23 protein-coding genes are annotated in these 26,696 nt (G+C 62.2%); 10 read left to right on the top strand and 13 right to left on the bottom strand.

The genetic code is table 11. From position 1 onward, the window contains the following. Nucleotides 1–19: 19 nt before the first annotated feature. Nucleotides 20–1,819 (bottom strand): translation elongation factor 4, encoded by a 1,800-nt coding sequence (gene lepA / locus H7687_RS07515; protein WP_183346440.1) that lies wholly within the window; start codon nt 1,817–1,819, stop codon nt 20–22. A 377-nt stretch (nt 1,820–2,196) separates the two neighbouring features. Next, nucleotides 2,197–3,840, bottom strand: coding sequence for a methyl-accepting chemotaxis protein (locus tag H7687_RS07510; protein WP_183346439.1), 1,644 nt, complete (start codon nt 3,838–3,840; stop codon nt 2,197–2,199). Nucleotides 3,841–4,042: 202 nt separating this feature from the next. Between H7687_RS07510 and H7687_RS07505 the strand changes: the two genes are divergently transcribed. Beyond that, entirely contained in the window at nt 4,043–5,146 is a 1,104-nt protein-coding gene (locus tag H7687_RS07505; RefSeq protein WP_183346438.1) for a putative NPN-dependent ornithine cyclodeaminase, read from the top strand. Then, complete coding sequence (gene rocF / locus H7687_RS07500) at nt 5,143–6,054, top strand: arginase (RefSeq protein ID WP_246404688.1); 912 nt, start codon at nt 5,143–5,145, stop codon at nt 6,052–6,054. Before H7687_RS07505 ends, rocF begins: the two co-directional genes overlap by 4 nt. Nucleotides 6,055–6,359: 305 nt before the next feature. Here the strand turns inward: rocF and H7687_RS07495 are convergent, their stop codons facing one another. The 10 genes from H7687_RS07495 to rsmD form a co-directional block, all read right to left on the bottom strand. Next, complete coding sequence (locus tag H7687_RS07495) at nt 6,360–7,034, bottom strand: ABC transporter ATP-binding protein (protein ID WP_183346437.1); 675 nt, start codon at nt 7,032–7,034, stop codon at nt 6,360–6,362. Further along, the gene (locus H7687_RS07490; protein WP_183346436.1) at nt 7,027–8,187 is read right to left on the bottom strand and encodes an ABC transporter permease; all 1,161 of its coding nucleotides are present in this window, start codon (nt 8,185–8,187) and stop codon (nt 7,027–7,029) included. Before H7687_RS07490 ends, H7687_RS07495 begins: the two co-directional genes overlap by 8 nt. Beyond that, nucleotides 8,188–8,574 carry a hypothetical protein gene (locus H7687_RS07485; protein WP_183346435.1) on the bottom strand — a complete coding sequence of 129 codons (387 nt, stop codon included), beginning with the start codon at nt 8,572–8,574 and terminating at the stop codon, nt 8,188–8,190. 117 nt (nt 8,575–8,691) lie between these two features. Further along, nucleotides 8,692–9,018, bottom strand: coding sequence for a hypothetical protein (locus H7687_RS07480; protein WP_183346434.1), 327 nt, complete (start codon nt 9,016–9,018; stop codon nt 8,692–8,694). 190 nt (nt 9,019–9,208) lie between these two features. After that, on the bottom strand, nt 9,209–9,751 hold the full coding sequence (locus tag H7687_RS07475) for a beta-class carbonic anhydrase (protein ID WP_183346433.1): 543 nt from the start codon (nt 9,749–9,751) through the stop codon (nt 9,209–9,211). A gap of 111 nt (nt 9,752–9,862) precedes the next feature. Beyond that, a complete protein-coding gene (locus tag H7687_RS07470; RefSeq protein WP_183346432.1) occupies nt 9,863–12,112 on the bottom strand; it encodes an NADP-dependent malic enzyme in 2,250 nt (749 codons plus the stop codon). Between the two features lie 74 nt (nt 12,113–12,186). Continuing rightward, nucleotides 12,187–12,750, bottom strand: coding sequence for a helix-turn-helix domain-containing protein (locus tag H7687_RS07465; RefSeq protein WP_183346431.1), 564 nt, complete (start codon nt 12,748–12,750; stop codon nt 12,187–12,189). Nucleotides 12,751–13,242: 492 nt separating this feature from the next. Next, complete coding sequence (locus tag H7687_RS07460; RefSeq protein WP_183346430.1) at nt 13,243–13,434, bottom strand: DUF1858 domain-containing protein; 192 nt, start codon at nt 13,432–13,434, stop codon at nt 13,243–13,245. 153 nt (nt 13,435–13,587) lie between these two features. Continuing rightward, a complete protein-coding gene (gene coaD / locus H7687_RS07455) occupies nt 13,588–14,079 on the bottom strand; it encodes a pantetheine-phosphate adenylyltransferase (protein WP_183346429.1) in 492 nt (163 codons plus the stop codon). Then, complete coding sequence (gene rsmD / locus H7687_RS07450) at nt 14,070–14,651, bottom strand: 16S rRNA (guanine(966)-N(2))-methyltransferase RsmD (protein ID WP_183346428.1); 582 nt, start codon at nt 14,649–14,651, stop codon at nt 14,070–14,072. Before rsmD ends, coaD begins: the two co-directional genes overlap by 10 nt. A gap of 223 nt (nt 14,652–14,874) precedes the next feature. Between rsmD and H7687_RS07445 the strand changes: the two genes are divergently transcribed. Together H7687_RS07445 and H7687_RS07440 are read left to right on the top strand one after the other, a co-directional pair. Continuing rightward, nucleotides 14,875–16,023, top strand: a complete 1,149-nt coding sequence (locus H7687_RS07445) for a deoxyguanosinetriphosphate triphosphohydrolase (RefSeq protein ID WP_183346427.1) — start codon at nt 14,875–14,877, stop codon at nt 16,021–16,023. Between the two features lie 120 nt (nt 16,024–16,143). Continuing rightward, nucleotides 16,144–16,551 (top strand): bacteriohemerythrin, encoded by a 408-nt coding sequence (locus H7687_RS07440; RefSeq protein WP_183346426.1) that lies wholly within the window; start codon nt 16,144–16,146, stop codon nt 16,549–16,551. A 320-nt stretch (nt 16,552–16,871) separates the two neighbouring features. Here H7687_RS07440 and yhbY read toward each other — a convergent pair whose 3' ends face one another. Then, nucleotides 16,872–17,168: a ribosome assembly RNA-binding protein YhbY gene (gene yhbY, locus H7687_RS07435; RefSeq protein ID WP_183346425.1), complete on the bottom strand. Its 297-nt coding sequence runs from the start codon at nt 17,166–17,168 to the stop codon at nt 16,872–16,874. A gap of 524 nt (nt 17,169–17,692) precedes the next feature. Between yhbY and pyrR the strand changes: the two genes are divergently transcribed. The 6 genes from pyrR (at nt 17,693) to carB (ending at nt 26,680) form a co-directional block, all read left to right on the top strand. Continuing rightward, entirely contained in the window at nt 17,693–18,226 is a 534-nt protein-coding gene (gene pyrR / locus H7687_RS07430; protein ID WP_183346424.1) for a bifunctional pyr operon transcriptional regulator/uracil phosphoribosyltransferase PyrR, read from the top strand. Nucleotides 18,227–18,460: 234 nt separating this feature from the next. Next, complete coding sequence (locus tag H7687_RS07425; protein WP_183346423.1) at nt 18,461–19,393, top strand: aspartate carbamoyltransferase catalytic subunit; 933 nt, start codon at nt 18,461–18,463, stop codon at nt 19,391–19,393. Between the two features lie 171 nt (nt 19,394–19,564). Continuing rightward, entirely contained in the window at nt 19,565–20,839 is a 1,275-nt protein-coding gene (locus H7687_RS07420) for a dihydroorotase (protein WP_183346422.1), read from the top strand. 191 nt (nt 20,840–21,030) lie between these two features. After that, nucleotides 21,031–22,155 (top strand): glutamine-hydrolyzing carbamoyl-phosphate synthase small subunit, encoded by a 1,125-nt coding sequence (gene carA, locus H7687_RS07415; protein ID WP_183346421.1) that lies wholly within the window; start codon nt 21,031–21,033, stop codon nt 22,153–22,155. A 203-nt stretch (nt 22,156–22,358) separates the two neighbouring features. Next, nucleotides 22,359–23,270, top strand: a complete 912-nt coding sequence (locus H7687_RS07410; RefSeq protein WP_183346420.1) for a radical SAM protein — start codon at nt 22,359–22,361, stop codon at nt 23,268–23,270. Between the two features lie 164 nt (nt 23,271–23,434). Continuing rightward, nucleotides 23,435–26,680, top strand: a complete 3,246-nt coding sequence (gene carB / locus H7687_RS07405; RefSeq protein ID WP_183346419.1) for a carbamoyl-phosphate synthase large subunit — start codon at nt 23,435–23,437, stop codon at nt 26,678–26,680. The last annotated feature ends 16 nt before the right edge of the window (nt 26,681–26,696 follow it).

Below are 26,696 nucleotides of genomic sequence, written 5' to 3'. Positions count from 1 at the left end.
GAGCCGACCTTGATTACGGCTAACCTTCGACTTTAAGGATGGCCAGAAACGCCTCTTGCGGCAGTTCCACGTTGCCCACGTTCTTCATGCGCTTCTTCCCTTCCTTCTGCTTCTCCAGGAGTTTGCGCTTTCTGGTGATGTCGCCGCCGTAGCACTTGGCGAGAACGTCCTTCCTCATCGCCTTCACCGTCTCGCGGGCGATGACCTTGGTGCCAACCGCCGCCTGGATGGCGATCTCGAACATCTGGCGCGGGATCAGTTCCTTCATCTTGGAAACCAGCTCCCGGCCTCTGTAATAGGCCTTGTCCTTGTGGATGATGAGCGACAGGGCGTCGACGACCTCGCCGTTGATCATGATGTTGAGGCGTACCAGTTCGCTCTGACGATAGTCCAACAGTTCGTAGTCGAGCGAGGCGTACCCCTTGGTGATCGACTTCAGCCGGTCGTAGAAGTCGAGGACCACCTCGTTCAGCGGCAGCTCGTACACTACCATGACACGGGTCGGAGTCAGATACTTGATCTCGCGCTGCACGCCGCGCTTCTCCTCGCACAGGGCCAGGATGCCGCCTACGAAGTCGTTGGGGACGTGGATGGAAGCGAGGATGAACGGCTCCTCGACGTAGGCGATCTCCTGGGTCGGCGGGAGCTGGTTCGCGCTCTGGATATGGATCATGTTGCCGTCGGTGCCGTGCACGCGGTACACGACGGTGGGGGCGGTGGTGATCAGTTCGAGGTTGAACTCGCGCTCCAGGCGCTCCTGGATGATCTCCATGTGCAACAGACCGAGGAAGCCGCAACGGAAACCGAAGCCGAGCGCGAGCGACGTCTCGGGGTCGTAGGAGAAGGAGGAGTCGTTCAGCTTGAGCTTCGCCAGCGCGTCGCGCAGGTTCTCGTACTGCGAGGTGTCGATCGGGTAGAGCCCGGAGAACACCATCGGCTTCACTTCCTTGTAGCCGGGAAGGGCCGCGTCGCAGGGGTTGTGCAAAAGCGTCACGGTGTCGCCCACCTTGGCGTCGGCCACTTCCCTGATGCCGGCGATGATGAAACCGACCTCGCCGGCGGTGAGCGCCGCCACCTCGCGCATGTCGGGAGAGAAGACGCCGGCCTTCAGCACCTCGTAGTTCTTCCGGTTGGACATGAGCTGGATCTTGTCGCCCTTTTTCACGGTGCCGTCCACGATGCGCACCAGGATGATGACGCCCTGGTACTGGTCGTACCACGAGTCGAACAAGAGCGCCTTGAGCGGCTTGTTGGGGTCGCCCTGCGGCGGCGGGATCTTCTTGACGATCTCTTCCAGGATCTCCTTGGTGCCGATCCCTTCTTTCGCACTGGCGAGCACGGCGTCATGGGTGTCCAGGCCGATGATCTCCTCGATCTCCGCCTTGACCCGCTCCGGTTCGGCGGCGGGGAGGTCGATCTTGTTGAGCACCACGAAGACCTCGAGGTTCGCGTCCAGGGCGAGGTACACGTTGGCCAGCGTCTGCGCCTCGACCCCTTGGGAGGCGTCCACGACCAGCAGGCCCCCTTCGCAGGCGGTCAGCGAGCGGGAGACCTCGTAGGTGAAGTCGACGTGTCCCGGGGTGTCGATCAGGTTGAGGACGTAATCCTTGCCATCTTCGGCCCGGTAGTTGAGACGGACGGTCTGGGCCTTGATGGTGATGCCTCGTTCCCGTTCCAGGTCCATCTTGTCGAGGAACTGGTCCTGCTTCTCGCGTGCGGAGAGGGTGCCGGTGAATTCGAGAAGACGGTCGGCGAGGGTGGATTTGCCGTGATCGATGTGGGCGATGATGGAGAAATTGCGGATATGCTCGAGTACCATATTGTCCTTTATCGGGCGGAGATTAACTCATGAAATATATAGATTCGACCTCTGATTGTAAAGGAATTTCTGGGGCTTCGAGCCGTAGTGCCGGCTGTCGTGGCAAGGGTGGCATTCCCGCGTTGGGAGCCGGATCACCGACCACGGCATGGCCCTTGCCGACCAAACCATGCTGCACATCATGCTGGAAAAGCAGGGGGGCGCCTCCACCTAGCACATCCCTGTTACCCTGGTGCTCCATCGGCGAAATATCCGGGGTGCATCACCAAGACCGCCGGCAACGGTAACGCGTTCCCGATCCTTGGAACGAAAACAGCGGCCGGATGAGGATCGACTCCCCATCCGGCCGCTGTCTTTCGTGTCAGCCAGGATTTTAATCAGGCCAGCCTGAATTGGCCGACCAGGCGCTGCAGGTCCTGCGAAAGGGACGCGAGGTTGCTGGCGGCGTTGGCGCAGGTATGGGCGCCGCGCGAGGTATCCTGCACCACCTCGGTGATCTGCATGATGTTGTTGGTGATCTCGCCGGTGGTCGCGGTCTGCTCCTCGGCGGCGGTGGCGATCTGGTTCACCTGCTCGGTCACCTCGCTGATCTGGCGCAGGATCTCCTGCAGCGACTCGCCCGACTTGGCGGCCTCCCTGGTACCGTTCTCGACCTCGCGTACCCCTTCCTCCATGGCGCCCACGGCTTCCCGGGTCTCGCTCTGGATCGACTTGATCATCTCGCCGATTTCGCGGGTGGCGCGGGTGGTACGCTCGGCGAGCGCCCGGACCTCGTCGGCGACCACTGCAAAACCGCGTCCCTGCTCGCCGGCGCGGGCCGCCTCGATGGCGGCGTTGAGCGCCAGCAGGTTGGTCTGGTCGGCGATGTCCTCGATGGTGCCGATGATGGCGCCGATCTGGTCGCTACGCTCGCCCAGTCCAGCCACCGTCGCCGCCGAGGTCTGCACCTGGGCCGCGATGCGGTTCATCACCTGCACGGTCTGCTCGACGACTGCCCTGCCGGCCTGGGCGCGGCCCGTCGCCTGCTCGCCACCTTCAGCGGCCCTGTGGCAGCTCTGGGCGATGTCGGCGGAAGTGGCGGCCATCTCCTCGCTGGCGGTCGCCACCGTGCTGGTCTGGGACGCGACCTCCTCGGCGCCGGTGGCGATCTGCTCGGAGGTGCTGTGCAGGTCGTTGGCCGCCGCGGCGACCTGGAGGCTGTTGGCCACCACCTGGTTCATGGTGTCGTTGAGTTTCTGCGCCATCTCGTTCACTTCCGCGGCGAGCATCCCCATCTCGTCGCGGGTCGTGATGCTGGAGCGGGCGGTGAGGTCGCCCGCCGCCACCTCGGCCAGCGTGTCGAATACCATTTTGAGCGGTTTGCTGATGGAGTTGGCGATGAGCAGCCCGACCACCGCCAGCAGCACGGCTGCCAGCGCGGTGAGGGCTATCATGAAGATCTGGGAGGAGTGGTATGCGGCGAGGTCCTGCTGGTAGAGGTCCTTCGCGTCCCTCTCGTTGCCGGCTACCAGTTCGCTGATCGCCTCAGCCGGCTTCTTGTAGAGCGGCGCCACCGAGCTCGTCGCAAAGTTCACCGTGTCCTTGCGGGCCTCGGGGTTGCCGGCTGTTTGCTGGGTCAACTGCTGTAGCTTGGTCCCCTGCACCAGGTACTCGTCGTAGCCCTGTTTGAACGTCGCAATCAGGGTCTTCTCCTTGGCACCGAGATCGTATTTCTGGAACTTGGCCAGCGTGTCCTCGATCTGCTGCTTTCTCTTTTCCAGGTCGTCAGCACGCTCCTTGATCTTCGCCGGGTCTTCCAGAAGCATCATGTAGACAAGGTTCAGCCTGATCGCCAGCAAGTCGTTCTTCATGTCGTTGAGCATCGCGACGTGCGTTACCGATGTGTTCATTTCCGCCTGGTCTTCCGACATCACCCGCATCTTGTGCAGGCTTGCCGAGGCAATGGCAAGCAGAGTGACTACGGCTATAGCTACCAGGCATAACGCCTTTGTTTTTACCTTCAGGTTCATCCAAAAACTCATAACAAGTCCCCCTTGTGGTGCGGTTCTGGTGTAGGAATGCGATAGATATTTAGTGCTATCGGCAGTATTCATACAAACTTAAGGAGGGAATTTGCCAACTTGATCATGAGTGCGATCCATTGTAAGTGGCCGTTGTAACCCGTTGGATGCGTGCTAAAGTTTCCCATCGTCGAGTCAGCATTTCCTGTCAAGGAGCGTTCATATGCACAGCGATGTCATCCCGTCCTATACGCCTCCCGACTTCCGCCGCCCCAAACTTGCGGCTGCTCCCGCGGCAAAGTTCGCGCCCGCTCCTGCCGACGGTGTGCTGCCGGAGAACTTTCACGCCACCTCCAACCACCCGGAGTACGTGCACCTGGGGGGAGGGGAGTGGCTCTTAGCGCCACAGAGCAGGATGGACTGCGTCATGGTGCTGCGCGGCAAGGAGCTCGACGTGGTCGAACCGCGCCGGGTGCGCCGGGGGGACATGGTGGCCATCGGGCGCACCGAGAACGGCGAGGAGGGGATCTATCTCCACATCGGAGGGTTCTTGAACCTGGCCGAACCCTTCGCCGACAAGTTCTCCTTCCGAAGCCGCGGCACCAGGGAGACCCCCTTTTCCCGCTCCTACGACGAGCTGTACCAGGTGCTGCGCCACGACCGCGATCATGGCTATATCGTCTGGGTGCTCGGCCCGGCGGTCGCCTTCGACATGGACTGCAGAAACGCCATGCAGGGGCTCATCGAGGCGGGCTACTGCCATGCGCTTCTGGCGGGGAACGCCCTGGCGACGCACGACCTGGAGGCGGCGCGCTTCCGCACCGGGCTGGGGCAGAACATTTACACCCAGGCCATCATGCCCATGGGGCACTACAACCACCTGGACATCATCAACGAGGCGCGCATGGCGGGAGGGATTTCGCAGACCATCGAGAAGCTGGGGCTGGACGACGGCATCATGTACGCCTGCAGCAGGAAGAAGATCCCGGTCGTGCTGGCCGGCTCCATTCGCGACGACGGGCCGCTGCCGGAGGTGATCCCCGACGCCTACCAAGCCCAGGACGCGATGCGGGTGCATGCCAGGAAGGCGACCACGGTGCTGGCCATCGCCACCCAGCTGCACTCCATCGCCTTCGGCAACATGGTGCCCAGTTACCGGGTCGAGCCGGACGGGCGGGTGCGGCCGGTGTATTTCTACGTGGTCGACATGGCCGAGTTCTCGGTGGACAAGCTGGCCAACCGCGGCTCCGCCCAGGCGGTGGGGCTTTTGACCAACGCGCAGGACTTCGTGGTGAATCTCTGGAACCACCTCAAGCAGTTCGATTGATCAGGAAAGGTCAGGTCATGGAAAACGGCATCAGGATGATAGGGGTACCGGTCGATCTGGGACAGGAACAGCGCGGTGTGGACTTGGGGCCGGGCGCCCTGCGCTACGCGGGGCTTTCGGCGCGGCTCTCGGGACTTGGGTACATCGTGGAGGATGTCGGCAACCTGCCGGTCCCGGTGCGCGACGTGCTGGGCGCCGAGCGGGAGCTGCGCTACCTCCCCTCGATCCGGCAGGTCTGCGAGACGGTCTACCAGGCCGGGCGTAGCGCCGTCACGCAGGGGTTCATGCCCATCTTCATGGGAGGGGACCACTCCATGGCGGTAGGCTCCATCGGCGGGGTGACCGACGAAGCGCCCGCAGCGGTGATCTGGGTCGACGCCCACGGCGACTACAACACCCCCCAGAGCAGCCCCACCGGCAACATCCACGGCATGGCCTTAGCGGCGCTTCTGGGGGAAGGGTTCCCGGAACTGGTCAACGTGGGGCGTCCCGGCGCCAAGCTGCACGCCTCGGACATCATCCTGATCGGCCTGCGCGAGCTCGACCCGGAAGAGAAGCTGCGCCTGCGCGCCTCGGGCATCAAGGCTTACACCATGCGCGACATCGACGAGCGGGGCATGGCCGCCATCGCGCACGAAGCGCTGGGGCGGCTCGCGCACCGCACCCGCCTGCACGTGAGTCTCGACCTGGACGGGCTGGACCCGCTCGAGGTGCCGGGGGTGGGGACCACCGCGCCCGGCGGGATCACCTACCGGGAGGCGCAGCTGCTGATGGAGATCATTGCCGACAGCGGGCTGTTGCGGTCGATGGACATCGTGGAGATCAACCCGATCCTCGACCACAGTAACCGCACCGCCAAGATCGCCGTGGAGCTGACCGCGTCCGCCTTCGGGGCGTCGATCCTGTAAGGTAAAAAGAGGGGGCCGTTAACGTAAAAAAGCCTGCCCGGGTTGCCGGGCAGGCTTTTTGTTGATTAGTGACGATTTTGCGCTAAATCCATCTCCCTCCGGGAGAGGGTGCCCGGAGGGCGGGTGAGGGAGGTGCCACGAGGCGGGATCGTTGCCTATTGCAGCGCCCTCACCCCAGCCCTCTCCCGCCTGCAGGCAGCAAGCCCTACGGTGGGAGAAGGCCCGGAGGGAGAGGGAGATGGGCATCTTGGCGGAAGATGATCGTCAATCAGGTTTTTTGTGGGTGTTCCACTCGACTAGGCGGGCTAGGCGGCGATGCGGCCGTCTCTCACGCAGATGACCTGCTCGGCCTTCTGCGCGATCTCGTTGTTGTGGGTTACCACGACCACGGTCTTTCCCTGCACGTGCAGCTTACGCAGGATTTCCAGCACCTCGGCCTCGGAGGCGGAGTCGAGGTTGCCGGTGGGCTCGTCCATGAGCAAAAGGGCGGGGTCGTTCACCAGCGCACGGGCTATGGCCACCCGCTGCTGCTGCCCCCCGGAGAGCTGCGACGGCTTGGAGCCGGCCTTGTCGGCAAGACCCACCTGCGCCAGGAGCGCCAGGGCGCGCGCCCCCTGGTCCTTTTCCGGCACCCCGGCCAGCATGGCGGCGACCTCGATGTTCTCCTTCGCGCTCAGCCCCTGCAAGAGGTTGAAGAACTGGAACACGAAGCCGATCTTCTCGCCCCTGAGCCGAGCCAGCCCGCTGTTGTCCAAGCCGCGCAGATCGGTGCCCTCGATGAAGACGCTGCCCGCGCTGGGGCGGTCCAGCCCGCCGAGGAGGTGCATCAGCGTGCTCTTGCCGTGGCCGGAAGGGCCGACTATGGCGGTGAAGGAGCCCTTTTCGATCTCGAGGCTGACGCCGCGCAGCGCGTGGGTGGTCACGGCGCCGGTTTCATACGACTTGGCCAGGTCGCTGGCCTTTATGATGACGTTACTCATAGCTGATGGCCTCCACGGGCGAGAGGCGCGCCGCACGCCAGGCCGGGTAGACTCCGGCCGCAACCGCAACGAGGGCGGAAAAGAGGATCGACCCCGCCACCGTTTTCAGATCGATCAGTCCGCCGCCGGACCCCTTCACGAAGGAGGTGAAGGCGTTCTGGCTTATGTAGGGCGCCGCGGTGAGGGAGACCAGGAGCCCCAGCACCACGCCGGCGGCGCCGCCGAGGATCCCGTAGAACCCGGACTCCAACAGGAAGATGGTGAAGATGGTGCGCTGCCGCGCCCCCAAGGCCTGCAGGATGCCGATCTCGCGCTTTCTCTCGTAGGTGGCGGTGAGCATGGTGTTGACGATGCCGAAAGCGGCCGCCAGGACGGAAACCGCGGCGATCATCTGCAGCGTGATGTTGACGGTGCCGACGATGGAGAGCACGGACTTCAGCATCTGCTTGTCGGAGACGACCCCGAGGTTGGTGGCGTCCCTGATGGTCTGGATGTACCCTTCGAGGTTCTTCAGGTCGTCCACCTTCACCGCGACGTAGGACACGGTGTCGCCGGTGTTGTAGAGGCGCTGGGCCTGGGGCAGGGAGAGGAACACGGTCAGGTCGTCGCGGCCGCCGGTCTCCTGCAGCACCCCCCTGACGGTCAACTGCTGGCCGCGCACGGTTACCGTAGAGCCCGGCGCCAGCTTGAACAGTTCGGCGGCGGCGGAACCGACCACCAGGGAGGGGTCGTCGTGGCCGGAGAAGTAGGAGCCCTGCGCCACGCGCCATCCCTTGAACTTCATCATCTGCACCACGTCGATGCCGTTCAGGGATACCGGTTTGTTGTTGATGGCGCTTTTTTCGGTCAGGACCGGGACCGCGTTGACGCCCTGGATGGAGCGGATCTTGGCCACCTCGCTCATGGTGATGTTGGAGGGGAGGATCTCTCCGGTCAGGATGGATACCTGCTCGTAGGCGCAGGAGCCGATCGGCGTCACGACGAGGTTGGCCCCGAGGGCGGCGGACTCGCGGTTGATCTCGCTCTTCAGGCTCCCCCCCATGGAGAGGAAGGTGACGAACGAGGCGATGCCGATGGTGATCCCCATCAGCGTGAAGACGAAGCGTCCGCGGCGCCTGGTTATGTTCTTGATGACCAGCTTGGAGAGCGTCATTTACCCTCCGATCTTGTGGTTCTTCACAACCTTGAGCTTCTGCGCGATGAACATGTAGCCGGTGGGGAACTTGTGGAACGCTCCGGTGGCCTTGATCTCGTCACCGACCTTGGGCTGCTGCTCCGGGTATTTGACCGGGATGTAGATCCGGTTGCAGTTGGCGCTTTTGCACTGCAGTTCCTTGACGTCCATGATGCCGATGACGGAGTTGTCGTAGGGGGAGACGCCGGCATTGATGCCGGTGATGGTGATGGTGCCGGTGAAGGCCGACGGATCCGGGCCGATGTCGTTCACGTTGAGGGATTTACCCGCGTCTTTGTTGGCCACGCCGAAGGCGATGGCTGCACCGATGAGGATCACGACTGCGATAAGTGCGTACTTTTTCATGCTGATTCTCCTGTAGATGGAATTTCGGATCAAAAGGTGACGCAGGGCGCACCACTGCCGTCGGAGCCGCCTCGGTCCTGGCAGGACCGGCGGTTCCACACGCGCGACAGCGCGCAGTTACGCCTGTTCGGGTGGATAGTCGATGCTGCGCACGTAGGTGCTGAGCGGGTGAAGCCTCTGGGGGGTGAGGGTAAGGGGAACTGCCCCGCCGTCGCGCTGGGGAGTCAGCGCGGGGTAGACCATCAAGGCGATGCAGGAAAAGCAGCTGCAGTCAGGCGAAGAGCAGGGGGCGGGCGCGGCGGGGGCACCGTTGTCGGAATCGCAGCAGGAGTGGGTCGCGGCCGCGCCGATCATGGCGGAAGCCGTCGCCGTGATACCGCTCAGGGTGACGAGGGCCACTACCAGTAACAGGATGGCCATTATGCGCGAGGGACCTTTCTTCACAGCTGACACTTTAGGTAGTTTTTCGCACAGTTGTCAAGGTCAAAAAGCGCCGCTTCAGTGCCGAAAGGCCACAGTGACAGAGCCCGGTTTCGCTGTGAGCAAAAAAACGGCCCGCGGCGCTCCGGTTGAGAGAGAGGCCGCGGGCCTGTGTGCTTGATGGCTGTTGCGGTCGGCCAGCGGCAGGCCGCCGTTAGTACCCCGCCACCACGACTTCGAGGTGGCCGTCGTTGGGGCAGAAGATCAGTCCGTGCACCGGCACGTCCTTGGGGATCAGGGGGCTGTTGCGGATGATGCCGGCGACCCGCTCCACGTTCTCTTCGGGGCAGCTGAAGGCGCCCACCCACTGGCCCAGGTCCGGGTCCAGGGCCTCGATGGCCGCGGGATCCACGCCGCGCTCCACCATCTTGACCTTGAGCTGCTCCACGTCCACCGACCCCATGCCGCAGTCCTTGTGCCCGATGACGAAGATCTCCTCGACGCCGAGCAGGAACACGGCCGCCACGAGGCTGCGGATCACGCCGCCGTTGGGATCGACCAGGGTGTTGCCGGCGTTCTTGATCACCTTGGCGTCGCCGCGCTTGATCCCCATCGCGGGCTCCAGGAAATCAACCAGGCGGGTGTCCATGCAGGTGAAGATGGCAAGCTGCTTCTTGGGGTCTTTCGGGAGGGGAGGGAACGCTCCGGGGCGTACGAATTTTTTATTGTGATTCAGGACTTTGTCGAGAAGAGTCATTGTTCTCCGTTTCCTTGTCGTTAGGTGTGCAAAACGGTTTTTTAAGCCGAAACTCCGCTCAAGTCAAGGAAAAGAGGCCTCCGCCCGGTATACGTGCGGAGGCCTCCCTGTCTAGGCGTTCTGCACGTCCACGACCGCGATGGCGGCCATGTTGACCACGTCGTTGACGTCGTCGCCGCGCTGCAGCACGTGCACCGGCTTGTTCATCCCCATGAGGATGGGGCCGATGGCCTCGGCGCCGCCCAGGCGGCGCAAAAGCTTGTAGCAGATGTTGCCGGAGTTGAGGTCCGGGAAGATGAGCACGTTGGCCGGGGTCTTCAGCTTGGAGAAGGTGAAGCCGTCCAGAAGCTCCGGGACCACGGCGGTGTCCGCCTGCATCTCGCCCTCGACGATCAGGCTGGGCGCGCGCTCCTTGACCAGTTCCACGGCGCGTTTCACCTTGCGGGTCTGCGGGTGGTCCACCGAGCCGAAGTTGGAGAAGGAGAGCATGGCGATGCGCGGCTCGATGCCCAGCATGGCCACCTTCTCGGCCGCCAGGATGGCGGTCTCGGCCAGTTCCTCCGCGGTCGGGTCGATGGTCACCGTGGTGTCGGCCAGGAAGTAGACCTCCTTCTTGAACACCATCATGTACAGGCCGTGCACGCTGGAGAGGCCGGCCTGCTTGCCCAGCACCTGCAGCGCCGGGCGGATCGTTTCGGGGTAGTGGGTGTCGATGCCGCCTAAGAGGGTGTCGGCATGTCCCTGCGCCACCATCATGGTGGAGAACTGCACGCGGGACTTGCGGCGCATGATGCGCTGGCACTCGGTGAGGGTGAGCCCTTTCCTCTGGCGCCTGCGGTACAGCTCCTGGGCGTACTCCTCGGTATGCTCGCTCTCGGTCGGGTCGACGATGGGCACGTCGAGGTCGAGGTTCAGGTCGTCCATCTTCTGCTGGATCTTCTTCTTGTCGCCGACCAGGATCGGCTGGGCGATCCCTTCCTCCACGAGGATCTGGGCCGCGCGCAGGATCTTCTCGTTGTCACCCTCGGGGAAGACGACCTTCTTCGGGTCGCTCTTCGCCTTGTTGATGATCATGCGCATGACCTCCTTGGAACGCCCCTGGGAGGATTCGAGCTGCTCTATGTACTTCGCCATGTCCTCGATGGGCTGGCGCGCCACCCCGGTATCCATGGCGGCCTGGGCGATGGCCGGCGCCACGTGCAGAAGGACGCGCGGGTCGAACGGCTTGGGGATGATGTAGTTCACGCCGAAGGAGAACTTCTCGTTGCCGTAGGCCTTGGAGACGGAGTCGGGCACCTCCTCCTGGGCGAGTTTCGCCAGCGCGTGCACCGCGGCGAGTTTCATCTCCTCGTTGATGGCGGTGGCGCGCACGTCCAGCGCGCCGCGGAAGATGAAGGGGAAACCGAGCACGTTGTTGACCTGGTTCGGGTAATCGGAACGGCCGGTGGCCATGATCACGTCGCCGCGCACCGCGTGCGCCTCCTCCGGGGTGATCTCCGGGTCCGGGTTGGCCATGGCGAAGATGATCGGGTTGGGCGCCATGCTGCGGATCATCTCGGGGGTGAAGGCGCCCTTGACGGACAGGCCGAAGAGGACGTCGGCGCCCTTGGCAGCCTCCTCGAGGGTGCGGAACGGGGTGTCGGCGGCGAAGAGTTCCTTGTAGGGGTTCATCCCTTCCACGCGTCCCTTGTAGATGACCCCCTTGGTGTCGCACATGATCATGTTGTTGGGCTTGACGCCGAGGGCTATGGCGAGTTTGGCGCAGGAGTTGGCCGAGGCACCGGCGCCGTTGACGACGATGCGGATGTCCTCGATCTTCTTGCCGGTAAGCTGCAGAGCGTTGAGAAGGGCGGCCGAGGAGATGATGGCGGTGCCGTGCTGGTCGTCATGGAAGACCGGGATGTTCATGGTCTTCTTCAGTTCTTCCTCGATGTAGAAGCACTCCGGCGCCTTGATGTCCTCCAGGTTGATGCCGCCGAAGGTGGGCTCCAGCAGCTGGCACGCCTTGATGATCTCGTCCGGGTTCTCGGTGTTCAGCTCGATGTCGAAGACGTCGATGTCGGCGAAGCGCTTGAAGAGGATGCCTTTCCCCTCCATGACCGGCTTGCCGGCCAGCGCGCCCAGGTTGCCCAGGCCCAGGACCGCGGTGCCGTTGGAAACGACGGCGACCAGGTTCCCCTTGGCTGTGTACTTGTAGGCGTCGTCCGGGTTCTCCTGGATGGCGAGGCAAGGCTCGGCGACACCCGGAGAATAGGCAAGCGACAGGTCTGCCGCGGTCTGGCACGGTTTGGTGGCAATTACTTCTATCTTCCCTTTTCTACCGCTGGAGTGGTAGTCGAGTGCTCCCAGTTTCTTGCTCATGTACGTCCTCCTTTGACCCATAGGGATGGAGCGGCTGCCCGCCATTGAATCCAGTTCTGCTTGTGAGTTGTGAACTACTTCGTCACGACCACCAGGACCCGCACTTCTTTACCGTCGTGGCTCAGCAGACGGTGCCCGATGCTCGATTCGAAATAAAGGGAATCACCTTCGTGGAGGGTGATCTTCTTGTCGTCCAAGAGGAAATCGGCGTTGCCCTTCATGACGTAGACGAACTCTTCGCCGTCATGGCTGTAGGTGTTGGCCTCGGGCGCCTTCTCGGTCAGGGTGACCATGAAGGCGTCCATCTTCTTGTTCTGCTTGTAGAAGGAGAGGGACTCGTAGAAGTACCCCTGCTTGGTCCCCTCCTTGGAGATGACCCGGGGCACGATGCGCCGCTCGTGCGCGCGCACCACCTCCCATTTGCGGTCATCCTCGTCCTCGCTGAACAGTTGGGCCAGCTTGATGTCGAAGAACTTGGCGATCTTGGAGAGGGTGGCTATCGGGGGGGAAACGTTGTCGTTCTCGATCTGCGAGATCAGGGCCGGGGAGAAACCGGTCTCGTTGGCCACCGCCTGCAGGGTCAGCTTCCGGGCCTGTCTCAGTTTCTTCAGTCTCGACCCGATGTTGTACTCTGACATGACGCTGCTCCTGTGGTGAATAATCCACCGTTTTACTTCGGCTAAAATTATTCAGTTTTGGTAAAAAGTCAATTTAAATAATGAATACAAGAAAAAATTAATCGTGACGATAAGGGCGCGAGGTGACTGAGGGTAGCACGTCCGGCGCCCTTCAGGCAAGGGTGCTTTGGGCGGATAATAAATCACTTCACCCTGTTTTAAAATCGCGTTTACTGATATCGAACCGGCATGCCTGCGCGAGGCGTTTTTTAGGTGCTGACGCTGTGGTCGTGTGACTGGTCCTGCCGCTTGGACAGCACGTGCGAGCCGGGAATTTTTCGAGGCAGGGGGGGGCACGACATCCCCTCTCCCTCTGGGAGAGGGCTAGGGTGAGGGAGCTTGAAGGCGGCAGAGCCCTCACCCGCCCTTCGGGCACCCTCTCCCGAAGGGAGAGGGGACGGGGGGGAGGTGGCCGCTAAACGGTTGGGAACTAAGGTTCGGAGGATGGTGCCTTCAGGAGATGCTCTTGTTCAACTCCTCGAGCAGGGCCGCGAGGTCGGCCTTGTGCACGGTGGCGCCGTGTTCCAGTTGCTCGAAGTCGGCGATCTGGCAGTCGTAGCAGTCCAGGCCGTAACGTTCGAAGACGGGGAGGGTTTGCGGGTAACGCCTGAGGATTTCGCTGATGGTCATGTCCTTGCTGATCATACGGCCTCCTGTGACTGTCCTGCGGGAATAAAAAAAGGCGCTGCTATCCGGCAACGCCTTTCATGCTACCACTGAAAAAAAAGGGGACAGGCTACTTTTACCGCGAGCGGGTTACAAAAGTAGCCTGTCCCCTTTTCCTTGAAACGGGCCATGTCAGTGTCCCGGCCTGAACTTCGCGTCCAGGGCGCTCTTCACCAAGGGCGGCACCAGCTTGTCCACCGGGCCGTTCAGGTGGCTCACTTCCTTCACGATCGAGGAGGAAAGGTAGCTGTAGGGGACCGAGGTCATCATGAACAGGGTCTCGACCTCGCGGGTGATGTTGCGGTTCATCTGCGCCAGCTGGAACTCGAACTCGAAGTCGGAAACCGCGCGCAGACCGCGGATGACCACGGTGGCGCCGGCGCGGCGCACGTAGTCGACCAGGAGCCCCTCGAAGGTCTCCACCCTGGCCTGGGGGCGGTCCTTCAGGATCTCCGTGAGCATGTCGATCCGCTCCTGGACGGTGAACAGGGCGTTCTTTTCGGAGTTTCTGGCGACGGCCACGATCACGCCGTCGAAGATCTTCAGGGCGCGATCGATGATGTCCAGATGGCCGTAGGTTACGGGATCGAAGGAGCCGGGGTAGACAGCCACTCTCAAGGGCACGGTTCACCTCTGTCTGAAAGGGTCAGGAAGGAGAGGGCGGTGTCGCCGTAGACGCGGCGCTCGCTTTCAGCCAGCCTGCCGAAACACGTTGGTACATCCTCTTTGGCGGAGAACTCGGCGACCACGGTGGTGCCGGCGTCGATGAGCGGCGAGGTCGAGAGCAACTCCAGCAACCTTTGCGTGTGCCCCTCGGCGTAGGGAGGGTCGAGGAACACCAGGTGGAACGGTGCTTCGCCGCGGGAAAGCCATCGTACCGCCGCGGCGGCTTCCTGGGTCACCACTTTAGCCCGGTCGGCGAGCCTGGTCACGTCCAGGTTCTTGCGGATCAGCTCCGCGGACTCCCGGTGCGAGTCGATGAACACCGCGCTTTCCGCACCTCGGCTGAGCGCCTCGATGCCGAGGTTGCCGGTGCCGGCGAAGACGTCCAGCACCCGCATCCCGGAAAAGTCGCCCAGGCGGCTCACGAGGATGCTGAAGAGCGCCTCCTTGACGCGGTCCGCAGTCGGGCGCACCCGCTGGTTTTTCGGGGCCAGCAGCTGCCGGCCGCGCGCGCTGCCCGCAATCACCCGCATGAAGAGCATCTCCGGTGTAGGTACGTCATAAAAAGAACAACTCCCTCTTCTGCACAGGCCTTGAGCCTGTGGCAGCGTGTCGGGCGGCAGGTGTGTATGACATTGCGCCGCAGGCTGCTCTATTAGCACGATGCATGGATAAGGTCAATCAAGTTTGCTGTTGACAGGGTTGGCGGCCAGTATATAAATTACCTACTTTTAACTGACTTGAGCAGGGGGGCGGATGAAAGAGGGCAATGCCTTGGAGCGCAGCGATCTGGCCGGCTACGCGGCCACCAGCGCCACATCCCGGGGACGCAAGTACCACGAGGAATTCAGGGACCATCGTCCCGCTTTCGAAAGGGATCGCGACCGCATCATTCACTGTGCCGCGTTCCGGCGCCTGGAGTACAAGACCCAGGTCTTCGTCAACCACGAGGGGGACTACTACCGCACCCGCCTCACCCACTCGCTGGAAGTGGCCCAGATAGGGAAGGGGATCGCGCGGCGGCTCGGGCTGAACGAAGAGCTGACCGAGGCCCTGGCCCTGGCCCACGATCTCGGCCACACCCCGTTCGGGCACACCGGAGAGGAAGTGCTGAACCGGCTGATGGATGGGTGCGGCGGCTTCGAGCACAACCTGCAGTCGCTGCGGGTGGTGGACGAGCTGGAGGAGCGCCACCCCGGCTACAACGGCCTCAACCTTTCCTGGGAGGTGCGCGAAGGCATCGCCAAACATTCCTCCCCCTACGATTCCCCCGCACCTATCTACGCCGAGTTTCTCCCCGGGACGGTTCCCACCGTCGAGGCGCAGTTGATCAACTTCGCCGACGAGATCGCCTACAACAACCACGACATCGACGACGGCCTCAAGTCCGGCTACATCAACCTGAGCCAGCTCAAGAAGGTGGACCTTTGGAACGAGGTGCACGAGGGGATCGTGGCCAGCTACCCGGACATCGACGCGGAGCGCGGCGTGTGCCAGACCGTGAGCGCCCTGATCGGCGTGCTGATCAACGACCTGGTGCAGACCACGGCCGAGAACCTCGTCAAGCTGAAGATAGAGACCCAGGAGGGCCTGAGAAGGGTGAACGTCCCGGTGGTGTCCTTCAGCCCAGCCATGACCGAACGCAACGCCCAGCTTAAGCGCTTCCTGTTCCAGAACCTGTACCGCCACTACAAGGTCGAGAGGATGCGCGTCAAGGCCGAGCGCTACCTGGCCGAGCTGTTCGAGGTCTACCTGAAACACCCGACGCTCTTGCCCATGAAGCACCAGATGAAGATGGAGCGGGAAGGGCGAGAGCGGGTCATCTGCGACTACATAGCCGGCATGACCGACCGTTTTGCCCTGGACGAGTTCAAGCGGCTCTTCGAGCCGTACGAGAGGGTCTGACAATAGAGTTGGTGACAGCGGTTCTGTAAACAACAAATTGCAATTCTGCGACTTGATCCTTACCCAAAAGCTGTGATAATTAGCCGCTCAGGGAAAACACTATCTGTAGAGGTGATCTGGATGGCTTATCTTGAATGGAATGATGCACTGAGCGTGAAGGTGAAGGAGATCGACGACCAGCACAAGAACCTGGTGGACATGCTGAATTCGCTGCACGACGCGCACATGGCGCGGGCGGGGAAGGAGGCGCAGAAGGAAATCATCGCGTCGATGGTGGGCTACGTCGCCAGCCACTTCCAGACCGAAGAGGCGTACATGCAGAAGTACCAGTACCCCGAATTCGTGGCGCACAAAAGAGAGCACGACGAGTTCGCCGCCAAGGCCCTGGACCTGCAGAACCGGGTCGACAACCAGGGGCTCATCTTCACGGCCGAGATCCTGGAATTCCTGAAGCGCTGGCTGCAGGACCACATCATGGGGACCGACATGAAGTACTCGGCCCTGTTCAACGCGTCAGGGTTGCGCTAGGCCGAAGACTTTTCAGACATCGATTTCGCCGGTCCCCTCTCCCTTTGGGAGAGGGGACCGAAGGGCAGGTGAGGGCGCTGCCGGTGACAACCGTGTTGCTCTTGGCAACTCCCCTCACCCTGACCCTCTCCCAGAGGGAGAGGGGATGTGGACCTCAAATATAAAAAGCCTCCCCGGCAGGTCCGGGGAGGCTTTTCTCTTGAGGGGACTGGCTCCGCCAGGTGCCTGTCCCCCTAGTGCTTTGGGAAGGTGGCTGAGCTGAAAGGGGCGTTCCGCTAAAGGGACAGGCACCTTACGGAGCCAGTCCCTTCTGCCCGCGCTTATTTCCCCTTGGGGAGCTCCAGCTTGGGCTCCTTGGCCTGCTTGTAGAGCAGCAGGGTGCGTCCCAGCACCTGCGCCAGTTCCGCCTCGCAGGCGGCGCACAGCTCTTCCGCCACGCTGTGGCGGTCCATGAGGCAGCTCTCCAGCACCTTCACCTTGATCAGCTCGTGGCTGGCCAGCGCCTCCACGGTCTCCTTGATCAGCGCCTCGCTGACGTCGCTCTTGCCCACCTGGATCACCGGCTTGAGGCCGTGGCCGAGCGCGCGGAGAAATCTCTTCTGCTTTCCTGTCAACATCACTTCTTCCTTTGTACCCATGCAGGGTAGGGGGCAAGCCCGGTACGCACTGCAACAAGTCTGCATTATTCCGAAAAACGGTGCGAGCTTTATAGCACTAAAGGCAAATAAAGACAACTAGACGCAGATCAAGATAAAGATTGAGATAAAGATTGAGATAAAGATTGAGATTAAGGGGGGCGGTAAGGGGGGCAGAGCGGCTCCCGATCGAGTATTCACACCCACTTGAGGTTTGGTGCCAATGTCTTTGATTTATTGCTTAATCTTAATCTAAATCTTTGTCTGTTCTTACTCCTTTTCCTTGACTCTGCCGAGGCTCGATGCTACCTTGTCCCAAATTTATTCGTTGCCTTTTAAATTAGCCCCGTGAGGTTAGCAAAGGTGAAGCATAAAGCACTCTTTTACTATCTAAAGAAAGAGCCTTTTCGCCCACCTGCGCGGAAAGGCTCTTTTTAATTACGCGCCCAGGCGCGAGACGAAAACCGATTCACCACAGGCGCTTACGCCGATGACAGGGGGTTATTATGGCTGAAAACACTGTGATACTGGATGGCACCGGCGTAAAAAGGGCCCTGACCAGGATAGCCCACGAGGTGCTGGAGAAGAACAAGGGGGTCGATGGACTGGTGCTGGTCGGCATCAGGACCGGCGGGGTGCACCTGGCCCAGGAACTGGGCGCGCGCCTGAGCGAGATCGAAGGGGTCGAGATCCCGGTAGGGGCGGTGGACATCACCATGTACCGCGACGATATCAAGGGGCACCACGAGCATCTGCCGGTCGGCAAGACCGAGCTTCCCTTCTCCGTGGAAGGCAAGAAGGTGGTGCTGGTGGACGACGTTCTCTTCACCGGCCGCACCATCCGCGCCGCCATGGACGCCATTTTCGACCAGGGACGTCCTTCCTGCATCCAGCTGGCCGTGCTGGTGGACCGCGGGCACCGCGACCTTCCCATCCGTGCCGACTTCGTAGGGCGCAACGTACCGACCAGCCGCAGCGAAAACATCATGGTCGCCTTCGACGCCGATAACAAGCCGACCGAAGTCATCCTGCAGAAATAACGGAACAATGGGGGGCGTAGGGGCGAATAATCATTCGCCCTCCGCGCCTCCTCCCTCATCCGCCCCTGCGGGGCACCTTCTCCCGGAGGGAGAAGGGTTAAGTGAAGCCCTCGCCCTTTGGGAGAGGGTGGCCGGAGGCCGGGTGAGGGAAGGTTTTAGATCAGCTTTAATTCTGTGATGATTAACGCGCCACGTAACGGTGCGTGGCGCAAAACTAGTTTCTGGGGGGGGACCATGGGTTTCAGGCACAAAGACATCATCGCCCTGAAGGATCTGACCAAAGAGGAGATCGAACTGCTCCTCGACACGGCGGACAGCCTAAGCGAGATCAACCAGCGGGACATCAAGAAGGTGCCGACTCTGCGCGGCAAGACGGTGATCAACCTTTTCTACGAGGCCTCCACCAGGACTCGTACCTCCTTCGAGATCGCCGCCAAGCGGTTATCCGCCGACGCCGTCAACATTACCGCGTCGACCAGTTCCGTCGTCAAGGGTGAAACCCTCTCCGACACCGCCGCCAACATCCTCGCGATGAAGCCCGACATCATCGTCATGCGCCACTCGGTCTCCGGCGCCCACGAGTACCTCGCCAAGCGCGTCTCCTGCTCCGTGATCAACGCCGGGGACGGCGCCCACGAGCACCCCTCCCAGGGGCTCCTGGACATGCTCACCATGCGCCAGAAGTTCGGCAAGCTGGCCGGTCTGAAGGTCGCCATCGTCGGCGACATCACCCACAGCCGCGTGGCGCGCTCCAACATCTACGGCCTCACCACCATGGGCGCGCAGGTCTTCCTGGCCGGCCCGCCGACCATGATGCCCCCCGGCATCGAGCGCCTGGGCAACGTGACCGTCTGCAAGGACATGCGCGAGGCGGTGGACCAGGCCGACGTGGTCATGATGCTCAGGATCCAGTTGGAGCGCCAGGGCAAGACCCTGCTCCCCAGCATGCGTGAATACTCCCGCTACTTCGGTCTCAACCCCGCCGTGCTGGCCCTGGCCAAGAAAGACGCCATCGTCATGCACCCCGGCCCGATCAACCGCGGTGTGGAGCTCGCCTCTTCCGTGGCCGACTGCGACCAGTCCGCGATTCTGAAGCAGGTCGAGAACGGCGTGGCGGTCAGGATGGCCATGCTGTACCACGTCTGCGGCGGAGAGCCGGTGGAATAACCAGAGGCCGTTCAACGTTCAACGTTCGATGTTAACCTCATCGCTTCGCCTGGACGTTGACCTTATGAAATCCTGAAGTGAACTAGCCGTTCCGCGTCGGAAGCCACAGGCAGGACGGCAACTCGAACGTTGAACGTTGAACCTTTTAACGGGTTTTAGGAGGGGTTAGAGATGAATCTTCTGATAAAAGGTGGGCGCGTGATCGATCCTTCGCAGGGGATCGACGAAATCATGGACGTGCTGATTGCGGACGGTGTGGTCCTCGAACTGGGGCAGGGGATCGCGACGCCGGAGGGGACCCAGGCCATCGACGCAACGGGGCTCCTGGTCACCCCGGGCCTGATCGACATGCACGTGCACCTGCGCGATCCGGGCCTCGAATACAAAGAGGATATCGCCACCGGCAGCCGCGCCGCTGCGGCCGGCGGCTTCACCTCGGTGGCCTGCATGCCCAACACCTCGCCGGTGATCGACAACAAGGCGGTGGCCAGCTACGTGGTCAACAAGGCCCAGAGCGAGGCGCTGGTCAACGTCTTCCCGATCGGCTCCATCACCAAGGGGAGCAAGGGGGACAGCCTGGCCGAGATGGGCGACCTGAAAGAGGCCGGCTGCGTAGCGGTCTCCGACGACGGCAAGCCCGTGTGCAACTCCGAACTGATGCGCCGCGCCCTCGAGTACGCCAAGGGGATCGGCATCACCGTGATCTCGCACTCCGAGGACCTCGCCCTGGTGGGTGAGGGGGTGATGAACGAAGGGTTCGTCGCCACCGAGCTCGGGCTCAAGGGGATCCCCTGGGCGGCCGAAGATATCGCGGTGGCCCGCGAGGTGTACCTCGCCGAGTTCGCCTCCGCGCCGGTGCACATCGCCCACATCTCCACCGCCGGTTCCGCCCGCATCATCCGCAACGCCAAAGCACGCGGCGTGAAGGTGACCTGCGAGACCGCGCCGCACTACTTTACGCTTACCGACGATGCGGTACGCGGCTACAACACCAACGCCAAGATGAACCCGCCGCTCAGAGGCGAGTCCGACGTGGCGGCCATGAAGGCGGGCCTCGCCGACGGCACCATCGACGCCATCGCCACCGACCACGCCCCGCACCACCCGGACGAGAAGGACGTCGAGTTCAACGTGGCGCTGAACGGCATCGTCGGCCTGGAAACCTCGCTGCCGCTCTCCTTGAAGCTGGTCGAAGAAGGGGTGCTGGACCTTAAAGGGCTGGTTTCGGTGATGTCCTGCAACCCCGCGAAGATCCTCGGGATCGATCGCGGCACCCTGAGGGTCGGCGCGGTCGGCGACGTCACCGTCATCGACCCGGGCAAGGAGTGGCAGGTAGACGCGGCCAAGCTGGAGTCGAAGTCGAAAAATTCGCCCTTCCTGGGGTGGAAGATGAAAGGCAAGGCGGTGTACACCGTGGTCAAGGGACAGGTGGTGTACCAGGCCTAGGGTCTCCTTACCTAGGGGACTTAGGCAACGCCCTCATCCGCCCCTCCGGGGCACCTTCTCCCGAGGGGAGAAGGAACCTGCCCCCTCGCCCTTCGGGAGAGGGTGGCCGAAGGCCGGGTGAGGGGCTTTGAGTGTAAATGAGATACGCGCGTGATGCGCGGCAGAAATATAACGGATTCGGGAGAAGATACATGAAAGCAGTGCTTGCTCTGGCGGACGGCCGGATTTTCAAAGGGAAGGCCTTCGGCGCAACGGGCGAAACCAGCGGCGAGGTGGTGTTCAACACCGCCATGTCGGGCTACCAGGAAGTGCTCACCGACCCCTCGTACAAGGGGCAGATGGTCACCATGACCTATACCCAGATCGGCAACACCGGGATCAACCCGGAGGACATCGAGAGCAACCAGCTCTACCTCTCCGGCTTCATCGTGCGCGAGTACCTCGACTGCTACTCCAACTACCGCGCCACCATGAGCCTGGACGCCTACCTCAAGGAGAACGGCGTGGTGGGCATCCAGGGGATCGATACCCGCGCCCTGACCCGGCACCTGCGCGACAAAGGGGCCCAGAACGGCATCATCTCCACCATCGACTTCGATCCGGAGAGCCTGGTGAAAAAAGCGCGCGCCATCCCGTCCATGAGCGGCCTCGACCTTGCCACCGGCGTCACCTGCTCCGCCCCCTACCACTGGACCCAGGGGCTGTGGGACCTGCAGACCGGCTACCCCGAAGTCGACAAGAGGGACCTGAAATACAAGGTGGTCGCCTACGACTTCGGCATCAAGCTGAACATCCTGCGCTGCCTGGTCTCCGCAGGCTGCGACGTTACCGTCGTCCCGGCTACGTTCCCGGCCGAGTCTGCGCTGGCCATGAACCCGGACGGCATCTTCCTCTCCAACGGCCCGGGCGACCCGGAGCCGATGAAGGAAGTCATCGAGAACATCAAGAAGTTCGTGGGCAAGAAGCCCATCTTCGGCATCTGCCTCGGTCACCAGCTCCTGGGCCTTGCCCTGGGCGGGCGCACCATCAAGCTGAAGTTCGGCAACCACGGCTCGAACCTGCCGGTCATGGACATCGCCACCAAGAAGGTGGAGATCACCGCCCAGAACCACGGCTTCTCGGTCGACATCCTGTCGCTCTCCAACGTCGCCGGCCTCGCCCATGAGAACCTGAACGACCAGACCGTCGAGGGGATGGCGCACAAGACCCTCCCGATCTTCTCGGTGCAGCACCACCCCGAGGCGTCCCCCGGGCCGCACGACTCGCACTACCTGTTCAACAGGTTCGTGGAGTTGATGGAGAAGCATAAAAACTAGGTTGAGGCTGAGGTTAAGGTTGAGAACTTCATCCTTGACCTCACCCTGACCTTTTCTGGTTCCCAAGCTCCAGCTTGGGAACCAACTGCAGCGCAAAGCTCCAGCTTTGCATGTCTAAGTCGAAGCAGGAGCTTCTGGCGCTTTGCGTTCCCAAGCTGGAGCTTGGGAACGAGAAACAAGTTGAAGGAAGCTGCAGTAGGTTGATGAAATTCCAAGAGCTTTATGAAAACGGCGAGCTGTCCCGGCGCATCAAGATGGCCTACGCCCGCCTGGCAGCCTGCGACCTCTGCCCCCATGCCTGCGGTGTGAACCGCTTGAAGGGGGAGACGGGGCTGTGCGAAAGCGGCAAAGAGGTGCGCATCGCCTCCGCCAACGTGCACCGCGGCGAGGAACCGCCCATCTCCGGCACCAAGGGCTCCGGCACCATCTTCCTGTCGGGCTGCACTTTGAACTGCAAGTTCTGCCAGAACTTCCCGATCAGCCAGCTCAGAAACGGCACCGACCTGACGGTGGGACAGTTGGCGGACAAGATGGTGGGGCTGCAGAAGAAGGGCGTGCACAACATAAACTTCGTCACGCCGACCCACTTCACGCCGCAGATCCTGGCCGCGCTCTACCTCGCCATCCGCAAGGGATTCCGGATCCCCATCGTGTGGAACACGAGCGGCTACGAGAGGCTGGATACCTTGGCCCTGCTGGACGGCGTGGTGGACATCTACCTGCCGGACATGAAGTACTGCAACAACGATGTGGCTGTAAAGCTCTCCGGCGCCAAGGGTTATACCGAGGTGAACCGGCGGGCCCTGGCCGAGATGTTGAGGCAGGTGGGGCACCTGGAGTGCGACGAGGACGGCATCGCGGTGCGCGGGTTGATCGTGCGGCACCTGGTGCTGCCGGAAGGGCAGGCGGGGAGTCCGGAAACGCTGGCCTGGATCGCGGAAAACCTGGGGATGGAAACGCACATTGCCCTTATGAGCCAGTACTTCCCGGCGCACGCCGCGGCGCAGACCCCAGGGATAGAGAGAAGGATCACCAGCGACGAGTACGCCGAGGCGGTCGAGGCGCTGGAAAAGTTGGAGTTGGAAAACGGGTGGGTGCAGGAAGAACCGGAGTAACCAAAAAACAAGTTCTACGTTCTATGTTCTACGTTCTACGTTTAAACCTGCCTTCGGTAGGGGCTGCTTAACGTGGAATGTGCGACGACGAGGGACCTGTTTTTTAACGTAGAACTTAGAACGTAGAACGTAGAACTAGATTTACAGATTTACGGGAGATTTAAATGCCTAAACGCACAGACATCAAGAAGATCCTCATCATCGGCGCGGGACCGATCGTCATCGGCCAGGCGTGCGAGTTCGACTACTCGGGCACCCAGGCCTGCAAGGCCCTCAAGGAGGAGGGATACCAGGTCGTCCTCCTCAACTCCAACCCGGCCACCATCATGACCGACCCGGACTTCGCCGACGCCACCTACATCGAGCCGGTGACCCCGGAGGTCCTGGCGAGGATCATCGAGAAGGAGCGCCCGGACGCGGTGCTGCCGACGCTGGGCGGCCAGACCGCTCTCAACACGGCGGTCGCGGTGGCCGAGAACGGCACCCTGGAGAAGTTCGGGGTGGAGCTGATCGGCGCGAAGCTCCCGGCCATCAAGAAGGCGGAGGACCGCACCCTGTTCAAGGAGGCGATGGTAAGGATCGGTCTCGATATCCCGAGGTCGGGTCTGGCGCACAACTACCAGGAATCCATGGATGTGATCAAGCACGTCGGCTTCCCGGCCATCATCCGCCCCTCCTTCACCCTGGGCGGCACCGGCGGCGGCATCGCCTACAACATGGAAGAGTACGAGCGCATGTCCATGGCCGGCATCGAGGCTTCCCCGACCGACGAGATCCTGGTCGAGGAGTCGCTGATCGGGTGGAAAGAGTACGAGCTCGAGGTCATGCGCGATACGGCTGACAACGTCGTCATCATCTGCTCCATCGAGAACTTCGACGCGATGGGCGTGCACACCGGCGACTCCATCACCGTGGCACCGGCGCAGACCCTGACCGACAAGGAATACCAGATCCTGCGCGACGCTTCGCTCAAGATCATCCGCGAGATCGGCGTCGACACCGGCGGGTCGAACATCCAGTTCGGCATCAACCCGAAGAACGGCCGCCTCATCGTCATCGAGATGAACCCGCGCGTCTCCCGCTCCTCGGCGCTTGCCTCCAAGGCGACCGGCTTCCCGATCGCGAAGATCGCCGCGAAGCTTGCCGTCGGCTACACCCTGGACGAGATCACCAACGATATCACCAAGGAGACGCCGGCCTGCTTCGAGCCGACCATCGACTACGTGGTCACTAAGATCCCGCGCTTCACCTTCGAGAAGTTCCCGGCTGCCGACGCGACCCTGACCACGCAGATGAAGTCGGTGGGCGAGGTCATGTCCATCGGTCGTACCTTCAAGGAGAGCTTCCAGAAGGCGCTCCGCTCGCTGGAGATCGGCTCCTGCGGCTTCGAGTCCCGCTTCTTCGGCGTGGGCGGCGACACCCGCCGGGCGCTTACCGAGAAAGAGCGCAACCTGCTCCTCGATAAGCTGCGCACCCCCAACTGCGACCGTCTCTGGTACGTGGGCGACGCCTTCCGCTGCGGCATGACCGTTGAGGAGATCTACGCCCTGACCGCCATCGACCCCTGGTTCCTGCACAACATCCGCCAGATCATCGAGATGGAAGAGTGCCTGAAAGAGGCCGACGTGAAAGCGGGCGGCGACGTGCTGCGCGACACCCTCTGGGACGCCAAGCGCTACGGGTTCTCCGACAAGTACCTGGCCCAGCTCTGGAAGATCACCGAAGGCGAGGTACGCGAGCTGCGTCTGGCCAACGGCGTCAAGCCGGTCTTCAAGCGGGTCGATACCTGCGCCGCCGAGTTCGTCGCCCACACCCCGTACCTCTACTCGACCTACGAGGAGGAGTGCGAGGCGGAGCCGACCGACCGCAAGAAGATCATCATCCTGGGCGGCGGACCCAACCGCATCGGCCAGGGGATCGAGTTCGACTACTGCTGCGTGCACGGCGTGTTCGCCCTCTCCGAGGACGGCTACGAGACCATCATGGTCAACTGCAACCCGGAGACCGTCTCCACCGACTACGACACCTCGGACCGCCTCTACTTCGAGCCGCTCACCCTCGAGGACGTGCTGAACATCGTCGACGTGGAGAAACCGACCGGCGTCATCGTGCAGTTCGGCGGGCAGACACCGCTCAAACTTGCCGTCGCCCTGGAGAAGGCGGGCGTGCCCATCATCGGCACCTCGCCCGACGCCATCGACCGCGCCGAGGACCGCGAACGCTTCCAGGAGATGCTGCAGAAGCTGAACCTGCGCCAGCCCGAGAACGGCACCGCCCGCTCCTTCGAGGAGGCCGAGGCCGTCGCCGACCGCATCGGCTACCCGGTCGTGGTCCGTCCCTCCTACGTCCTTGGCGGCCGCGCCATGGAGATCGTGTACGACGTCGACAACCTGCGCCGTTACATGCACACCGCGGTGCAGGCTTCCCCGGAACACCCGATCCTGATCGACAAGTTCCTCGATGAAGCCATCGAGATCGACGTCGACGCCCTGTGCGACGGCAACATCGCCGTTATCGGCGGCATCATGGAGCACATCGAGGAGGCGGGCATCCACTCCGGCGACTCCGCCTGCTCCCTGCCGCCGTACTCCATCTCCCCGGAGATCGTGGAGGAGATCAGGCGCCAGACCAAGGTGATGGCGCTGGAGCTGAACGTGAAGGGCCTGATGAACGTCCAGTACGCCGTCAAGGACAACCAGATCTACATCATCGAGGTGAACCCGCGCGCCTCGCGCACCTCGCCCTTCGTCTCCAAGGCGACCGGCAGGCCCCTGGCGAAGATCGCCGCCCGCGTCATGGCCGGCAAGACTTTGACCGAACTGGGCGTCACCGAGGAGATCATTCCCGAGCACATCTCGGTGAAAGAGTCGGTGTTCCCCTTCGCCAAGTTCCCGGGCGTCGACACCATTCTCGGACCGGAGATGAAGTCGACCGGCGAGGTCATGGGCATCGGCGACACCTTCGCCAAGGCCTACGCGAAGGCCCAGATGGGTGCCAACGTGAAGCTGCCGACAACCGGTAAGGTCTTCATATCAGTGAAAGACTTGGACAAAAAACATATTGTCAGCGCGGCAAAAAGACTGTATGATCAGGGCTTCGAATTGGTCGCCACGCGCGGTACGGCAACGTACCTGCAGGAAAAGGGCATCCCCGTCCAGGTGGTCAACAAGGTCCTCGAAGGGCGCCCGCACATCGTGGATGCGATCAAGAACAACGAGATCTGCATGGTGATCAACACCACCCACGGCGCCCAGGCAGTGGCGGATTCCTACTCGATCCGCAGGAACACCCTGATCAACAACGTCGCCTACTACACGACGGCATCGGGGGCACGGGCGGCGGTCGACGGCATCATCGCCACGGCACAGTCCAAGCTGGAAGTGAAGTCCATCCAGGAATATCTGAAGTAACCGACCGGGGAGCGCC

This window comes from Geomonas paludis (assembly GCF_014193585.1).
In the GTDB taxonomy this organism is placed as follows: domain Bacteria; phylum Desulfobacterota; class Desulfuromonadia; order Geobacterales; family Geobacteraceae; genus Geomonas; species Geomonas paludis.
The sequence above is the reverse complement of the archived record's forward strand: the minus strand, read 5'-3'. Positions and strand labels throughout refer to the sequence as shown.

What these genes read in the sequence shown, in the direction of transcription:
- lepA (WP_183346440.1), bottom strand. Translation starts at nt 1,819, where the DNA reads ATGGTACTCGAGCATATCCGCAATTTCTCCATCATCGCCCACATCGAT.
- H7687_RS07510 (WP_183346439.1), bottom strand. Translation starts at nt 3,840, where the DNA reads ATGAGTTTTTGGATGAACCTGAAGGTAAAAACAAAGGCGTTATGCCTG.
- H7687_RS07505 (WP_183346438.1), top strand. Translation starts at nt 4,043, where the DNA reads ATGCACAGCGATGTCATCCCGTCCTATACGCCTCCCGACTTCCGCCGC.
- H7687_RS07495 (WP_183346437.1), bottom strand. Translation starts at nt 7,034, where the DNA reads ATGAGTAACGTCATCATAAAGGCCAGCGACCTGGCCAAGTCGTATGAA.
- H7687_RS07490 (WP_183346436.1), bottom strand. Translation starts at nt 8,187, where the DNA reads ATGACGCTCTCCAAGCTGGTCATCAAGAACATAACCAGGCGCCGCGGA.
- H7687_RS07485 (WP_183346435.1), bottom strand. Translation starts at nt 8,574, where the DNA reads ATGAAAAAGTACGCACTTATCGCAGTCGTGATCCTCATCGGTGCAGCC.
- H7687_RS07475 (WP_183346433.1), bottom strand. Translation starts at nt 9,751, where the DNA reads ATGACTCTTCTCGACAAAGTCCTGAATCACAATAAAAAATTCGTACGC.
- H7687_RS07470 (WP_183346432.1), bottom strand. Translation starts at nt 12,112, where the DNA reads ATGAGCAAGAAACTGGGAGCACTCGACTACCACTCCAGCGGTAGAAAA.
- H7687_RS07465 (WP_183346431.1), bottom strand. Translation starts at nt 12,750, where the DNA reads ATGTCAGAGTACAACATCGGGTCGAGACTGAAGAAACTGAGACAGGCC.
- H7687_RS07460 (WP_183346430.1), bottom strand. Translation starts at nt 13,434, where the DNA reads ATGATCAGCAAGGACATGACCATCAGCGAAATCCTCAGGCGTTACCCG.
- rsmD (WP_183346428.1), bottom strand. Translation starts at nt 14,651, where the DNA reads ATGCGGGTGATTGCGGGCAGCGCGCGCGGCCGGCAGCTGCTGGCCCCG.
- H7687_RS07445 (WP_183346427.1), top strand. Translation starts at nt 14,875, where the DNA reads ATGAAAGAGGGCAATGCCTTGGAGCGCAGCGATCTGGCCGGCTACGCG.
- H7687_RS07440 (WP_183346426.1), top strand. Translation starts at nt 16,144, where the DNA reads ATGGCTTATCTTGAATGGAATGATGCACTGAGCGTGAAGGTGAAGGAG.
- yhbY (WP_183346425.1), bottom strand. Translation starts at nt 17,168, where the DNA reads ATGTTGACAGGAAAGCAGAAGAGATTTCTCCGCGCGCTCGGCCACGGC.
- pyrR (WP_183346424.1), top strand. Translation starts at nt 17,693, where the DNA reads ATGGCTGAAAACACTGTGATACTGGATGGCACCGGCGTAAAAAGGGCC.
- H7687_RS07425 (WP_183346423.1), top strand. Translation starts at nt 18,461, where the DNA reads ATGGGTTTCAGGCACAAAGACATCATCGCCCTGAAGGATCTGACCAAA.
- H7687_RS07420 (WP_183346422.1), top strand. Translation starts at nt 19,565, where the DNA reads ATGAATCTTCTGATAAAAGGTGGGCGCGTGATCGATCCTTCGCAGGGG.
- carA (WP_183346421.1), top strand. Translation starts at nt 21,031, where the DNA reads ATGAAAGCAGTGCTTGCTCTGGCGGACGGCCGGATTTTCAAAGGGAAG.
- H7687_RS07410 (WP_183346420.1), top strand. Translation starts at nt 22,359, where the DNA reads ATGAAATTCCAAGAGCTTTATGAAAACGGCGAGCTGTCCCGGCGCATC.
- carB (WP_183346419.1), top strand. Translation starts at nt 23,435, where the DNA reads ATGCCTAAACGCACAGACATCAAGAAGATCCTCATCATCGGCGCGGGA.